12 protein-coding genes are annotated in these 14,467 nt (G+C 66.5%); 10 read left to right on the top strand and 2 right to left on the bottom strand.

Translation table 11 applies throughout. From position 1 onward, the window contains the following. Positions 1-186: 186 nt before the first annotated feature. From LQ232_RS08650 to otsB, 3 genes are all read left to right on the top strand, one after another. Positions 187-1,329, top strand: coding sequence for a mechanosensitive ion channel family protein (locus LQ232_RS08650; RefSeq protein WP_230179920.1), 1,143 nt, complete (start codon positions 187-189; stop codon positions 1,327-1,329). Positions 1,330-1,404: 75 nt separating this feature from the next. Continuing rightward, positions 1,405-3,642, top strand: coding sequence for a trehalose-6-phosphate synthase (locus tag LQ232_RS08645; RefSeq protein WP_230179919.1), 2,238 nt, complete (start codon positions 1,405-1,407; stop codon positions 3,640-3,642). A 1-nt stretch (position 3,643) separates the two neighbouring features. After that, entirely contained in the window at positions 3,644-4,414 is a 771-nt protein-coding gene (gene otsB, locus LQ232_RS08640) for a trehalose-phosphatase (protein WP_230179918.1), read from the top strand. Between the two features lie 40 nt (positions 4,415-4,454). Here the strand turns inward: otsB and glk are convergent, their stop codons facing one another. Continuing rightward, complete coding sequence (glk, locus tag LQ232_RS08635) at positions 4,455-5,471, bottom strand: glucokinase (protein ID WP_230179917.1); 1,017 nt, start codon at positions 5,469-5,471, stop codon at positions 4,455-4,457. A 64-nt stretch (positions 5,472-5,535) separates the two neighbouring features. Here glk and LQ232_RS08630 point away from each other — a divergent pair, with 64 nt between their 5' ends. The 6 genes from LQ232_RS08630 (at position 5,536) to LQ232_RS08605 (ending at position 11,804) form a co-directional block, all read left to right on the top strand. After that, entirely contained in the window at positions 5,536-6,441 is a 906-nt protein-coding gene (locus LQ232_RS08630) for a lysophospholipid acyltransferase family protein (protein WP_230179916.1), read from the top strand. Next, positions 6,438-7,334 carry a lysophospholipid acyltransferase family protein gene (locus tag LQ232_RS08625; RefSeq protein WP_230179915.1) on the top strand — a complete coding sequence of 299 codons (897 nt, stop codon included), beginning with the start codon at positions 6,438-6,440 and terminating at the stop codon, positions 7,332-7,334. The genes LQ232_RS08630 and LQ232_RS08625 overlap by 4 nt, the downstream gene beginning before the upstream one ends. A 635-nt stretch (positions 7,335-7,969) precedes the next feature. Further along, positions 7,970-9,550, top strand: coding sequence for a methyl-accepting chemotaxis protein (locus LQ232_RS08620; protein ID WP_230179914.1), 1,581 nt, complete (start codon positions 7,970-7,972; stop codon positions 9,548-9,550). Between the two features lie 36 nt (positions 9,551-9,586). Further along, positions 9,587-10,450: a diaminopimelate epimerase gene (dapF, locus tag LQ232_RS08615; RefSeq protein ID WP_230179913.1), complete on the top strand. Its 864-nt coding sequence runs from the start codon at positions 9,587-9,589 to the stop codon at positions 10,448-10,450. A gap of 38 nt (positions 10,451-10,488) precedes the next feature. Further along, positions 10,489-11,181: a DUF484 family protein gene (locus LQ232_RS08610; protein WP_230179912.1), complete on the top strand. Its 693-nt coding sequence runs from the start codon at positions 10,489-10,491 to the stop codon at positions 11,179-11,181. Continuing rightward, entirely contained in the window at positions 11,178-11,804 is a 627-nt protein-coding gene (locus LQ232_RS08605) for a carbonic anhydrase (protein WP_230179911.1), read from the top strand. Before LQ232_RS08610 ends, LQ232_RS08605 begins: the two co-directional genes overlap by 4 nt. Positions 11,805-11,816: 12 nt before the next feature. On the opposite strand, the gene LQ232_RS23595 is transcribed toward LQ232_RS08605, so the two are convergent. Next, positions 11,817-13,361 (bottom strand): methyl-accepting chemotaxis protein, encoded by a 1,545-nt coding sequence (locus LQ232_RS23595; protein WP_305878632.1) that lies wholly within the window; start codon positions 13,359-13,361, stop codon positions 11,817-11,819. Between the two features lie 112 nt (positions 13,362-13,473). On the opposite strand from LQ232_RS23595, the gene LQ232_RS08590 reads away from it, so the two are divergent. Next, positions 13,474-14,433 (top strand): tyrosine recombinase XerC, encoded by a 960-nt coding sequence (locus tag LQ232_RS08590; RefSeq protein WP_230179910.1) that lies wholly within the window; start codon positions 13,474-13,476, stop codon positions 14,431-14,433. Positions 14,434-14,467: the final 34 nt, after the last annotated feature.

The raw sequence follows: 14,467 nt of genomic DNA, 5'->3' as shown, positions 1-14,467 counted from the left end.
AGCGGCGAACGCTTTAGCGGCATTTGTGAATCGCCCCGCAAGTTGTTCCTTTAACTCGGCGATGGGCCCAGTGTAATAGATGGGCCAGGGGCTTTTCCCTGGATATAACCCCGAAAACAGGCCGAAATCGGCCATTGCCAGCGCCTCAAAGCCCGTTTTGGGTACGCCGATTGCTGAGCGGCTCGCATGGATTTGAATTTGTCGCCCTGGGCCATCACCATCGTGTCAGCCGCCGTCGCCATGACCGCGGCCTGGTTGATCTTCTTCAGTGGCGCGGCCATCGTGAGACGTGGCACTGCGCACTCCAAGCCGGCATCGGCGGTCGCACAGGCCGCGCGCAAACCCGCGGGGCTCGTGCTGCCACTGCTGGCGCTGCAGTTCGTGCTGCGGGGCGCCCCCGACGACCTCGCCCACATCGCGCTGGTGCGGCAAGCCACCACCATTTTGCTGATCGCGTCCCTCACCTGGCTGCTGATGCGCATGGCGCGCGGCTTCGGCCAAGCCGTCGTGATGACCCATCAAATCAGTGACGGCGACAACCTGATGGCGCGGCGCGTCCAGACGCAGACCCAGGTGGTGTCGAGGCTGGTGGTGTCGGGCATCGGGCTGATCGGCTTCAGCATGGCCCTGATGACCATCCCGGATGTGCGCCAGATCGGCATGAGCTTGCTGGCCTCGGCCGGGGTGGTGGGCATCGCGGCGGGCCTGGCGGCGCGGCCGGTGCTGGGCAACCTGATGGCGGGCCTGCAGATCGCGTTCAGCCAGCCCATCCGCCTGGACGACGTGGTCATCGTGGAAGGTGAATGGGGCCGCGTCGAAGAGATCAACAGCACCTACGTGGTCGTCAAGATCTGGGATGAGCGGCGCCTGATCGTGCCCTTGCAATGGTGGATCGAGCACCCGTTTCAAAACTGGACGCGCAACAGCGCCAACATCCTGGGCACGGTGTTTTTGTGGGTGGACTACCGCATGCCCTTGCAGCCGCTGCGCGACGCCATGCAGGCATTGTGCGAGAAGTCATCCCTGTGGGATGGCCGCGTGTGCCTCATCCAGGTGACCGACTTCAGCGAGAAGGCGATGCAGCTGCGCTGCCTGATCAGCAGCGCCGATTCGGGCAAGGCCTGGGACCTGCGCTGCCTGATCCGCGAAGAGCTGATGAAGGTGATGCAGCGCGACTACCCCGATTACCTGCCCCGCGCCCGCGCCGAGATCGACAACCCATTGCCCGGCCCCGGCCACCCCGATCCCCGCGAGGCGATCGGCCGACCAACGCCCGCCGCGCAACGATCACCCACGCCGGAGAACGAGCAGACCTCCACGGCCAGCTGATACCAGTGTTCAAGCATTGCGCCAGCGGGCACGCCGATTGCCCACCTGGAAGCACTACATTTTTCGGCTTCCTTGATGAACACATTGCGCCTCCAGCTTCGCTTTTTGGTGCCGCTGGTCCTGACGCTCATTGCCGCCGCTTACCTGGCGGTGCCTTTGATGGACCGCCTGACCCTCCGGTGGTTTTCACGCGACCTGAATCTGCGGGGTTCGCTGGTCACGAAAACACTGTCTGATTCGATCGCCGAAGGGCTGCAAGAGCCCGGCAGCTCGCGCATGCAGTCGCTGTTCAACCGCGTGGTGCAGGACGAACGCCTGGTCGGCATCGGCCTGTGCTCGATGGATGGCGAACTGTTGCGCCGCTCGCCGGGCTTCCCGCGCTCGCTGACCTGCGCCAAAGCCACCGTCATTGGCGAACAAGACGAGCCCCAGATGCGCATCGAGGGCGGCCCAGTACACGTGGGCATCTACCCGGTCACCGACGAAAACGGGCCCATCGCGCAGTTGATCCTGCTGCAAGATCTGAGCTTCGTGGAGCACCGCAGCCAGGACACGCAAAAGTACCTGATCATCCTGATCGCCGGACTGGGGGTGATCATCGCGCTGATCACCGTGGTGGTGGCGCAGCTGAGTTGGCGTGGCTGGGTGTCGGGCGCGCGCGCACTGCTGCGGGGCGAAGGGCTGATCAGCCCCTTGATGTCGTCGGCCGCGCCCGAGTTGGAACCCTTCGCCGCCGACCTGCGCGCCCGTCTGCGCGACCTGGAGGACGAGTACCGCCGCTCACTGGGCCCCGAAGCGGAGTGGAACCCCGAGCGCCTGCGCGCCCTGCTGCGCACGCAACTGCGCGGCGACGAGTTGATCGTGGTGGCCAACCGCGAACCCTATATCCACGACAAGGTGGGCGACAACATCGTCGTCAAGCAACCGGCCAGCGGCTTGGTGACCGCGGTGGAGCCGCTGCTGCGCGCCTGCTCGGGCACCTGGATCGCACACGGCAGCGGCAGCGCAGATGCCGAGGTGGTCGATGCCCACGACCGCGTGCTGGTGCCGCCTGGCAAGAACGAGTACACGCTGCGCCGCGTCTGGCTCAGCGAGGCCGAAGAGAACGGCTACTACTACGGCTTTGCCAACGAAGGCCTGTGGCCCTTGTGCCACGTGGCCCACGTGCGGCCCGTCTTCCGCGAGTCGGATTGGGAGCACTACCGCGCCGTGAACCAGCGCTTCGCCGATGCCGTGGTGGCCGAGGCCCGCAGCGAAGACCCGGTCGTGCTGGTGCAGGACTATCACTTCGCCTTGCTGCCGGCCATGATCCGCAAGAAGCTGCCGCGCGCCACCATCCTGACCTTCTGGCACATCCCCTGGCCCAACCCCGAGTCCTTCGGCATTTGCCCCTGGCGGCAGGAGATCCTGGAAGGCATGCTGGGCAGCACCATCCTGGGCTTCCACACGCGCTTTCACTGCAAGAACTTCATCGAGACAGTGGACCGGTACCTGGAAGCGCGCATTGAGCACGAGCACTCGACCATCTCATTCCACGACGACAGCACCTTCGTGGAAAGCTACCCCATCTCGATCGAATGGCCCTCGGAAGCCACGCAAGCCTCGTGGCTGCCGGTGGAGCAATGCCGCCAGAACGTGCTGGCGCGGCTGGGCCTGCCACCCGACCACCGCATCGCCATCGGCGTGGACCGTTTTGACTACACCAAGGGCATCCTGGAGCGCATCCACGCGGTCGAGCGCTTGCTCGAAAAACACCCCGAGTGGATCGGCAAGTTCTCGTTCGTGCAGATCGCGGCGCCCTCGCGCGGTTCGCTGGAGGAGTACAAGTCCTTCCAGGAGCGCATCCATGCGCTGACCGAGCGGGTCAACAAACGCTTTGGCTACGAAGGCTACAAGCCCGTGCACCTGCTGGCCGTGCACCACGACCAGAGCGCGCTGTACGAGCTGTACCGCGCCGCTGATGCCTGCATGGTCACCAGCCTGCACGACGGCATGAACCTGGTCTGCAAGGAGTTCGTGGCCGCCCGCAACGACGAGCGCGGCGTGCTGATCCTGAGCCGCTTCGCGGGGGCCGCGCGCGAAATGAGCCAGGCCCTCATCGTGAATCCGTATCATGTGGAAGAGACCGCCGACGCCCTGCACCGCTCGCTGACCATGCCCGAGGCAGAACAGCGCGAACGCATGGGCAGCCTGCGCATGACCGTGCGCGAATTCAACGTCTACCGCTGGGCCGGCCGCATGCTGACCGATGCCGGGCGGTGGCGATTGCGGGAGCGCATCGAGGCACGCGTGCAACGACACCAACCGGGCTGACATGAAACACCATTTGTTCACCCCCCCGGGCCAGCAGGCCCTGGAAGCCGTGATGCAGCGGCGCCCCTTGCTGGCCTTTGATTTCGACGGCACGCTGGCCCCCATCGTGACCCGCCCGGACGACGCCCGTGTGGCCATTGGCGTGGCCCACCGCCTGGAACAACTCGCCGAGCACCTGCCCGTGGCCATCGTCACCGGCCGCCGGGTGGACGATGTCGCACCGCGCCTGGGCTTTGATCCGCACTACATCATCGGCAACCATGGTGCCGAGGACCCCGAGCAACCCGCCTTGCCGCCCGAGGTCTACATCGCCCTGACCGACAAGCTCAATGCCCTGCGCCTGAAGATCGAGACCAGCGCAGAGGCGCTTGCGTCAGCGGGCATCCAGGTGGAGGACAAGCGCCATTCGCTGGCCTTTCACTACCGCCTGGCCCGCGACCGCGACGCCGCGCTGGTCACCATCGAGACCTTGCTGCGCGGGCTGGACCCGGCCCTGGCCAGCTTTGGGGGCAAGTGCGTGGTCAATGTGGTGGCGGCCGATGCGCCCGACAAAGGCGATGCCGTGGCCATGCTGGTGGCGCGTTCGAAGTCGGACGCAGCCATGTTTGTGGGCGATGACCTGAACGACGAATCGGTGTTTGAAAGCGCCCAGCCGCACTGGCTGACGGTGCGCATCGGGCGCGACGACCCCTTGTCGCGTGCCCGTTTTTACCTGGACACGCATTCAGAAGTGGCCACCATGTTGCAGAAGATGCTGGCCCTGCTGCGCTGAGGCGAGCCGGTAAGAATGACACGCACCGGTCAAAAGCGGATCAAATGCGCCCGCCGATGGCCGCCGCGCCACGCAAGCCCAGGTCGGGTTCCTGGACGACGTGCACGGGAACGGTGTTCATGAAATCGGCGTAAGGCCCTTTTTGCCGAAAGCCGACCAGAAAGCGCCCGTCCTGCATCAAGGGCCCCAGCTTCTGCGCAATGCCGCCAGCCAGGAACACACCACCCTTGGCCAGGGTGGCCAGCGCGTAGTCGCCCGCCACCACGCCATACGACAGCAGAAAATGGTGCAAGGCGTGCAAAGCGCGCGGCTCGCCGTCCTGCATGGCGCGGCGGCAGATTTCCTCGCCCGTCAGGCCACCGGTGTTGCTGGCGGTGGCCACCGTGTGGCTGTCCTTGACCAAGGTCTTGCCGCCATCGGCCGTGTCCAGAAATGTGTAGAAATTGGCCAGGCCCGGGCCCGACACGAAGTGCTCGGCCACCGGCCGCGCCACATGCGCCCGCAGCCGCATGAGGGCGCGGTCTTGTTCGGCATTGAGCGGGGTGAAGCCAAAGTGGCCGCCTTCGCCGGTCACCACCTGGTAGCGGCCACCTTCGGGCGTGGGCTGCCAGATGCGGAAGGCCACCCCCAGCCCCGAGCCCGCGCCGATCACCACTTGGGGCGCGCCGGCCACGGGTTGGCCCGCCTGCAGGCACAGCAGATCGTGAGGAGCCAAGCCATCGATGCCACTGGCCGCGGCTTCAAAGTCATTGGCCAGCCGCACGGGGATGCCGCCCAGCTTGTGGCTCAGCGCGACGGCATCCAGGCGCCAGGGCAGATTGGTCATCTGCACCACCTGGTCGTGGACCGGGCCCGCCACGCCAAAACAGGCCGCGCGCAATGGCGAGCCCAGGTGCTGGGCCTGGTCCTTCAGGAACTGGTCCAGCATGGTGTCGAACGAGGCCACGTCGGCGGCCACATACCGCTGAGCGGCCACGATCCTGGCCCGCCCCGAGTCGTCCAGCCGCGCCAGGCCCAGCAGGGTTTTGGTGGCCCCGATATCCGCGCACAAGATCATGCTGTCTCCTTTCGCGTGAACAGGTCGCCAGAATAGCCCGGCTCGCCAAGTAACATCGCGGCCCATGTCTCGCTTGTTTTTCTTGCTGGCCCGCTGGCCGCTCGGCGTGCTTCACCCCATGGGTGCAGCCCTGGGCTGGATCACCTACGCGGCCTCGCCGTCTTACCGCAAACGCCTCAAAGCCCACACCGATCAGGTGGGTTTGAGCACGCCCCAGCGCTGGGCGGCCGTGGCCCATGCCGGGCGCATGGTGGCCGAGTTGCCACGCCTGTGGGCTCGGCCCGCCGGCGTGAAGCTCGGCGACCGGGTGCGGTGGACTCACCCCGAGGTCGTCGATCAAGCCTTGGCCAAGGGCAAGGGCGTGGTGCTGCTGTCGCCACACCAGGGTTGCTTCGAGATTTGTGCCCAGGCTTACGCCGAACGCTTTGGTGCCCAGCAGCCCATCACGGCGCTGTACCGCCCGGCCAAGCAAGCCTGGCTCGCCAGTATCCTGGAGCACGCGCGCAACCGTGAGCACCTGCACACGGCCCCGGCCACGCTCACCGGCGTGCGGCAACTGCTGCGGGCGCTGAAGAGCGGCCAGACCCTGGGCATGCTGCCCGACCAGGTGCCGCCGGAGGGCCTGGGCGTGTGGGCCCCGTTTTTTGGAAAGCCCGCCTACACCATGACCATGGTCACCAAACTGGCCTACCAGACCGGGGCGAGCCTGGTGTGGCTGCGGGGTGAGCGGCTTGGATTCTGGCAACGCCACAAAGTGGGCGCTGACTTCATTGTTCACGCCCAAGCCCCTGGTCCCGCTTTGGTCGAGGCCGTGCGCCTGGGCGATCCCGCCCAATCCGCCATCGCGCTGAACCGTGAAATGGAAGCCATGATCATGCAGTGCCCCCAGCAATACCTTTGGGGCTACAACCGCTACAAGCAACCCAAGGCCGACATGCTGACCAGCCCGCCCTGCAAGGACGCCCCTTGAAGGTCCTGGGTGTTCGCCTGGCCCTGGGCCTGCTGTGGCTGCTGTCGTGGTTGCCTTTGCCATTGCTGGCCGCGCTGGGCCGCGGGCTGGGCGCCGTGCTGTACCCCCTGGCGGGCTCGCGCCGCAAGATCGCGCTGCGCAACCTGGAGCTGTGCTTCCCCCAGATGCCCGAGGCCGAGCGACGCGCGCTGGTCAAGGAGCACTTCGGCTGGCTGGCGCGCAGCCTGCTGGAGCGCGCATTGTTCTGGTACGCCCCCGCTGAGCGCCTCAAACGCCTGATCCAGGTGGAGGGCGACATTGAACTGGCCGAGCGCGAGTACCAAACCACCGGCCGCGCGACCATGTGGCTGTGCCCGCATTTCGTGGGGCTGGACGTGGCGGGCGCCTCGATCCTGCTGCAGCAGCAACGCCCAGGGGCGTCGATTTACCAAAAGCAGAGCAACCCGGTGATCGACGAGGCGATGAAGCGCGGCCGCCTGCGCTTTGGCGACGCCGAGATTTTTCCGCGCAGTGATTCGGTCAAGCCGCTGTTCAGGGCGATCAAGGCGGGGCGGGGGTTTTTCAACCTGCCAGACATGGACTTTGGGGCCAAGGACGCGGCCTTTGTGCCGTTTTTCGGCGTGCCGGCGGCCACCTTGCTGGCACCTTCGCGCATGGCGCGCATGCTGAACATGGTGGTGCAGCCGGTGATTGCCGAGACGCTGCCGGGCGGGCAAGGCTGGCGCATCCATTTTTTACCGCCGATCAAAGACTTTCCCACGGCGGATGCCGAGGCAGACACAGCGCGGTTGAACCGGATCATCGAAGCGGAGATTTTGAAAAGGCCGGCTCAGTATTTGTGGGTGCATAAGCGGTTCAAGACAAGGCCGCCTGGGGAGCCTGGCGTTTATTGATCGCTTTATCGGGGAGCACGGGGCGAGGGCTGGGCGGGTATCCGTCAGGGCTTCGTGTTGGTGGTCCCGCTGGTCGCGGGACTGCCTTGCGGTGCTCGCAGCGAGGTGGTGTCGCCGAAACTCTCTTCGCGCCTTCCAGGCGCTGCGTTCAAACATCGGCGACAAGTCAGTTGACGATGCGCGCTTCGCGCGCCCACCTCGCCGCTGCGCTCCTCGGCACCAACAAGGCGCCCTGCCGGACACCCACCCAGCCCTTGTTTCGCCCCGCTGGTGGCCTGCCACGGCCGCATTTCGTGCTGCGCCGCCAGCGGGGTGGATCAGGGATTCGGCGGAGGCGGGCGGGGCGACTTCGGGGGCGTCGAGGCGCACAGGCCACGGCGGGTTGCCCCTCGCACCGCGAGGGGTCGGCGAGGACTGTCTGAGCGGGCCGCAGGCCAGCGAGTTCCGCAGCCGCCCGCCGTGGCCGAGCACCGAGAGCAGTCCGCCGCGCAGCGGTGGACTGCCCCCATAGGAGCCCCGCCTGCCTCCGCCGAATCCCCCACCCCGCGCTGCCCCAAAAAAGCACAAACCACTCAAGTCCAACCTCAAATCAACCGATACACGCAATAGCTGAAAGTTTGCCCTCGGAGACAAAAATGAGTTCCTGGATCACGTTGTTGCGTGGATTTTCAATCCGCGCCCGTCTGCTCGCCTGCATGGCCCTGGTCGTGGTGATCGGCCTCATCGTGGGGGCCGGCTCCACCTGGCAACTGTCACAACTGCGCGGCGAATTCGACGCCTTTGCCACGCAAGAATTTTCAGCCACCCAGCGCATGAGCACCCTGGCATTGCAATTGGGCCAACTGCGTGGATTCGAGAAGTCGGCCATCATCAACACGGGCGATTCGGTGTCCGCCTCGACCCACATCAAGGCCTGGCAAACCTCGCTGGTCAGCACCCTGAAAGCCACGCAAGACCTGGCCCAGGTGGCCCCCAACGCCACCATCGCCGAGCAGGTCAAGTCGGTGGAAGCCAAGCTGCAGAGCTACGGCAAAGGCCTGGCCCCCACGCTGGAGCTGATCAACTCGTCGGCCATCACCTCGCCCGCCGAGGCCTTCCAGTCCAGTGAACCGCAACGCGCCGAAGGCGACACAATCGATGCCATCGTGGCCAAGCTCAACGTTGACATCGAAAAGCTGGCCCAGGCCCGCCGCGCCAAGGTCAGCCACAGCGCCAACAACGCCATCATCTCGCTGTGGGCCCTGCTGCTGTCGCCCGGCATCATCTTCCTGCCGCTGATGGGCCTGACCATCGCCTCCGTCACGGGCCCACTCAAGCGCGCCGAAGCCCACACCCAGGCCATCGCGCATGGCGACCTGACGCAAGAGATCAACCCGCGCGGCCACGACGAGATCGCCCGCCTGATGACGTGCATGAAGGACATGCAGACATCGCTGCGCACCATGGTGGCCTCCGTGCGCCAGTCTTCGCAGAACATGCTGGTGGCCAGCACCGAAATTGCCGCCGGCAACCAGGATCTGTCCGACCGTACCGAGCAGGCCGCTTCCAATCTGCAGCAAACGGCCTCGTCGATGGACCAGCTCAGCACCACCGTGGCGCAATCGGCCCAGTCGGCCAATGTGGCCAACACCCTGGCCGACACGGCCTGCCAGCGCGCAGAGCAAGGCGGCCTGGTGGTCGACAGCGTGGTGCTGCAGATGGCCGACATCAGCAAGGCTTCGCAGCAGATCAGCGACATCATCGGCGTGATCGATGGCATCGCTTTCCAGACCAACATCCTGGCGCTGAACGCGGCCGTGGAAGCGGCCCGTGCTGGCGAGCAAGGCCGGGGCTTTGCCGTGGTGGCCAGCGAGGTGCGGCTGCTGGCCAAGCGCAGCGCCGACGCGGCCAAGGAGATCAAAGGCCTGATTGGCCAGTCGGCAGAGCGCGTGGAGGTGGGGTCCAGGCGCGTGAAGGATGCCGGCAACGTCATGGCCGAGATCGTGGACGCCATACGCCGCGTCACGCAGGCCATGGGCGAGATCGCCGACGCGACGCAGCAGCAGTCTCTGGGCATCAGCCACGTGGGCGAATCGGTGAGCCAGCTGGACCAGATGACGCAACAGAACGCCGCGTTGGTGGAGCAATCAGCCGCCGCCGCCGACAGCCTGCGCCAGCAAGCCCAGGGCCTGAACGACGCCGTGGCACGCTTCCAGGTGGACATTCGACCCGCCTGACGCGCACGACGCCCGGCCGGGCGGATAATCGCGGCCATGAAGCTGCGCTTTACCAAAATGCACGGCGCGGGCAACGATTTCATCGTGCTCGACGCCACCCGGGGGCCATTGCCACTGAGCGAGGCCCAATACCGCTTCCTGGCCGACCGCCGTTTCGGCATCGGAGCCGACCAGATCCTCATCGTCGAGCCCGGCTCAGCCGAGCAGAACACCGACTTCACCTACCGCATCATCAACGCGGATGGCGGTGAGGTCGAGCAATGCGGCAATGGCGCCCGCTGCTTCGCGCGCTATGTGCACGACCACCAGCTCACCCGCAAGACCAAACTGCGCGTGCAGACCATGCTGGGTGTGATCGAACCACAGTTGCAAGACGACGGCCGCGTCACCGTGGACATGGGCCAGCCCATCCTGGAGCCTGCCCAGGTGCCCTTCAACAGCGCCGGCCTCACGCCCAAGCTGGTCAACGGCTGCGAGCTGTGGCCCCTGCCCCTGGCCGACTACCCGGTCGACGTGGCCGTGGTGTCCATGGGCAACCCGCACTCGGTGCTGCGCGTGGACGATGTCGACCACGCGCCCGTGGGCGAGATCGGCCCGCAGATCGAAAGCCATGAACGCTTTCCCAAGCGCGTCAACGCCGGCTTCATGCAGTTGGTGGGCCGCGCGCACATCAAGCTGCGCGTGTTCGAGCGCGGATCAGGTGAGACCCTGGCCTGCGGCTCGGGCGCCTGCGCCGCCGTGGTCGCGGGCATCCGCCTGGGCTGGCTGGACGCCACCGTGGACGTTGAAACGCGTGGTGGCCTGCTCACCATCCACTGGGCTGGCGTGGGCCACCCGGTGATGATGACCGGCCCGGCCGCCACCGTGTTCGACGGCGAAATCGACGTGCCCGCGCTTTGAAAAATCAAGCGCCGCCCCAAACCCAACCACACGCCACCATGACGACACCCCTGCAAGGCATCACCGAAGACGACATCGCCAACTACCTGGTCAACACGCCCGGCTTCTTCGAGCGCCACGCCCAGCTGCTGTCCAGCGTGCAACTGACCAGCCCGCACGGCCTGCGCGCGGTCTCGCTGCAAGAGCGCCAGATGGAAATGCTGCGCGACAAGAACAAGGGCCTGGAGCGCCGGATCATGGAGATGATCCGCCACAGCCAGGAGAACGAGGCCATCGCCCAGCGCCTGCACCATTGGGTGCGCTCGGTGCTGATGACGCACGACGACGCGGCCCTGCCCGACGTCATGCTGACCGAGCTGCAACGCGAGTTCCTGATCCCGCAAGCCGCCGTGCGCGTGTGGGATACGCCCACCCTCCCGGTGCGCGAAGCCCTGCGCGAGCTGCCCGCCGCCCAGGCTGTGAGTGACGACGTGCGCAGTTTCGCGGCCAGTCTGAGCCTGCCCTACTGCGGCGTCAACGCCGGCTTTGAAGCGGCCAAGTGGATGCAGGACGCCAGCACCATCACCTCGCTCGCGATGATCCCGCTGCACCACCTGGGCCAGACCTACGGCCTGCTGGTGCTGGGCTCGCCCGACCCGACCCGCTACACGGCCGACATGGGCGTGGACTTTCTGCAGCAGGTCGGCGAAACCGCCAGCGCCGCCCTGGCACGCTTGCTGGGACCAGCATGAACGCCGCCCACGATGCGCTGGAGCGCTTGCGCGAAGGCAACCGCCGTTTCGTGGCCAGCATCCAGTCGGGTCAGACCTTGCTGGGCCCCACCAAGCCCATCGAGCTGGGCCAGCCGCAAAATCCCTTCGCCATCATTTTGGGTTGCTCCGACGCCCGCGTGCCTGCCGAACTGGTGTTCGACCAGGGCCTGGGCGATCTGTTCGTGATCCGCGTCGCCGGCAATGTGGTGGCGCCTTCGCAAGTGGGCAGCGTCGAGTTCGCGGCCTCGCGCTTCGGCACGCCGCTGGTGGTGGTGCTGGGGCATTCGGGTTGTGGTGCCATCGTGGCCACCATCGAAGAGCTGCAGTCGCCCTCTGGCAGCGCCTCCTCGCGCAACATCCACTCCATTGTCAACCGCGTGAGGCCCTCGGTCGAAGGCCTGCTGGCCACCGAGCTGCGCCACGACATGCACCAGCTGGTACACCACGCCGTGCGCGCCAATGTGCGCGCCTCGGTCAACCAGTTGCGCCATGGCTCGGAGCTGCTGGAGCAACTGATCCAGCAAGGCAAGCTGACCGTGGTGGGCGCCGAGTACTCGCTCGATACCGGCGCGGTCGAGTTCCTGGACCTGCCTGGCGCCTAAGCCCGCTTCGGCTCAAACCGCCAGCTTGAACACCGACACCGTCTGGGCCAGGCTGGCCGCTTGATGGCGCAGGCTTTCCGACGCGGCGGCTGACTCTTCCACCAAGGCGGCGTTTTGCTGCGTCACCTGGTCCAGCTGGTTGACCGCATCGCCGATCTGGCCAATGCCGGTGCTTTGCTCGATGCTCGCGCTGGTGATCTCGCCGATCAGGTCGGTCACCCGCTTGACCTGCTTGACCACGTCGTCCATGGTCGAGCCCGCCGTGCCGACCAGGCGCGTGCCGTTCTCGACCTTTTCCACGCTTTCGCCGATCAGGGTCTTGATCTCCTTGGCAGCCTGCGCGCTGCGCTGTGCCAGGCTGCGGACTTCGCTGGCCACCACGGCGAAGCCGCGGCCTTGTTCACCCGCCCGCGCCGCTTCCACGGCCGCATTCAGCGCCAGGATGTTGGTCTGGAAAGCGATGCCATCGATCACGCCGATGATGTCGGCCACCTTGCGCGAGCTGGCCGTGATGTCTTCCATCGTGGCCACGACCTGGCCCACCACCGTGCCCCCATCCACGGCCACGGCCGAGGCGCTGCTGGCCAGTTGCGACGCCTGGCGCGCCGTGTCGGCGTTCTGCTTGATGGTGGCGGTGAGCTGCTCCATCGACGCGGCCGTTTGCTGCAGGTTGCTGGCTTGTTCTTCGGTGCGTTGCGAGAGGTCGGCATTGCCCATGGCGATCTCGGCCGAACCCGTGGCGATCGAATCAGAGCTGGCCCGCACCGCGTGCACGATGCCATGCAGGGACGCGACCATGCGCTGCATGGACTGCATCAACTGACCGATCTCGTCTGAAGAGTCTGCCCGGACATCGACGCTCAGGTCACCATTGGCGATGGCTTCGGCCGCGGACTGGGCGCGGCGCACCGGCACCACGATGGAGCGGGTCAAGGCCCAGGCCAATCCGCAGCCCACCACCAAGGCCAGCACCGTGCCGATGGTCAGGGCCGTGATGCCCTCCATCGCCGCCTGGTCGGCTTCGTCCTTGGTGCGCTGCATGGCCTTGTTCTGGAAGTCGGCCAGGCGTTCGACCGATTCCAGGTAGCTCTGCGCCGCCGGGAAGACCTTGGCCAGCACCTCCGCGCCCACGTCCTCGCCGGCCTCCTTGCGCTTGAGCAAGGCGTTGCGTTCGGCCTGGAAGGCATTGCGCTGCTCGGAGATGTCCTTGATCAACTGCTTTTGCTCGGCAGATCTGGCCAGTTCGTCAATGCGCTTGATGCGGGCCGTGGTGGCGGTGACAGTGGCCTTCATCTCTTGCTTGACGCGGCCGACCACCGTTGGATCAGTGGCGAAGAACAGCACCCAGGTGCGGGCCGCGTTCGATTCGATGGCGCTCGTCCAGCGCTGGGTCAGGACCAGCAGTTCGGCATCGTCGCTGCCCAGGCGGTCGGCAATGGCGCGAACGGCCCTGATGCGCTCGATGCCCACGCCAGCGGCAATCAGGCTGAGCAGGATCAGCACGGCAAAGCCCAGGGTCAGGCGTTTGCCGAGGTTCAGGTTGGTGATGAGGTTCATGGCGGTGGCCCTTCCCGTTTGAATGATGGTGATGGAGGCGGCGCGGGCCCCTCACCGCAGTGCTATCGGCAAAGCCGTGGCGCTACTTGAGGGCCCGGTGTGACAATGGGCCATGACGCCTTCGCCCCCCGACCTGGTCACCCGCCACCTGGAGCACCTGCGCGTGCAGCGCCGCCTGGCCGAGCGCACGCTGGCCATGTACCAGGACGCCTTCAAGCAGCTGGATGCCTTTTGCGCGAAAGAGAAGCTGGCGCTGCCCGCCGTCAAACCTCACCATGTGCGCGGCTGGGCGGCCCGGCTGCACGCCGCGGGTCTGGGCCCCCGCAGCATCGCGATCACCTTGTCGGCCTGGCGGGGCTTGTTCCGCTGGATGGGGCGCGAAGGCCTGGCCACCATCAACCCGGTGGAAGGCGTGCGCGCGCCCAAAGGCGCCAAGCCCCTGCCCAAGGCCCTGTCGGTGGAACAGGCCGTGGCGCTGTCCACCGAAGCACCGCCCAAGCCTGCGCCCCCGCGCAGCCGCGACGCACGCGAAGCGCCCTGGCTGGCCGCGCGCGACCACTGCATGGTCGAACTGCTTTACGGCAGCGGCCTGCGCAGCGCAGAGTTGCTGGGGCTGGACGTGAGCGCCGGCCCGCAGGCCCAAGGCTGGCTGGACCGCGATGGCGCCGAAGCGCATGTGCTGGGCAAAGGCAGCAAGCGCCGCACCGTGCCCGTGGGCAGCGCGGCCTTGAAGGCCCTGGACGCCTGGCTGGACCTGCGCGCCGCCTTGGCCGCACCCGGTGAGGCGGCCCTGTTCGTGAGCCGCCTGGGCCACCGCCTGACCGCTGTGCAATTGCGCAACCGCCTCAAACAGATGGCCATCGACGCGGGCCTGCCCACCCACGTGCACCCGCACATGCTGCGCCACAGCTTTGCCAGCCACCTGCTGCAATCCAGCGGCGACCTGCGGGCCGTTCAGGAGCTGCTCGGCCACGCCCACATCACCACCACCCAGGTCTACACCAAGCTGGATTTCCAGCACCTGGCCAAGGTGTACGACGCCGCGCACCCCCGGGCCAAGCGCAAGGACTGAAGTACCGCCTTCGCGAAGAGGCGGACAATCGCGC

Origin of the sequence: Aquabacterium sp. CECT 9606 (assembly GCF_918741295.1) — a bacterium.
In the GTDB taxonomy this organism is placed as follows: domain Bacteria; phylum Pseudomonadota; class Gammaproteobacteria; order Burkholderiales; family Burkholderiaceae_C; genus Aquabacterium.
The sequence above is the reverse complement of the archived record's forward strand: the minus strand, read 5'-3'. Positions and strand labels throughout refer to the sequence as shown.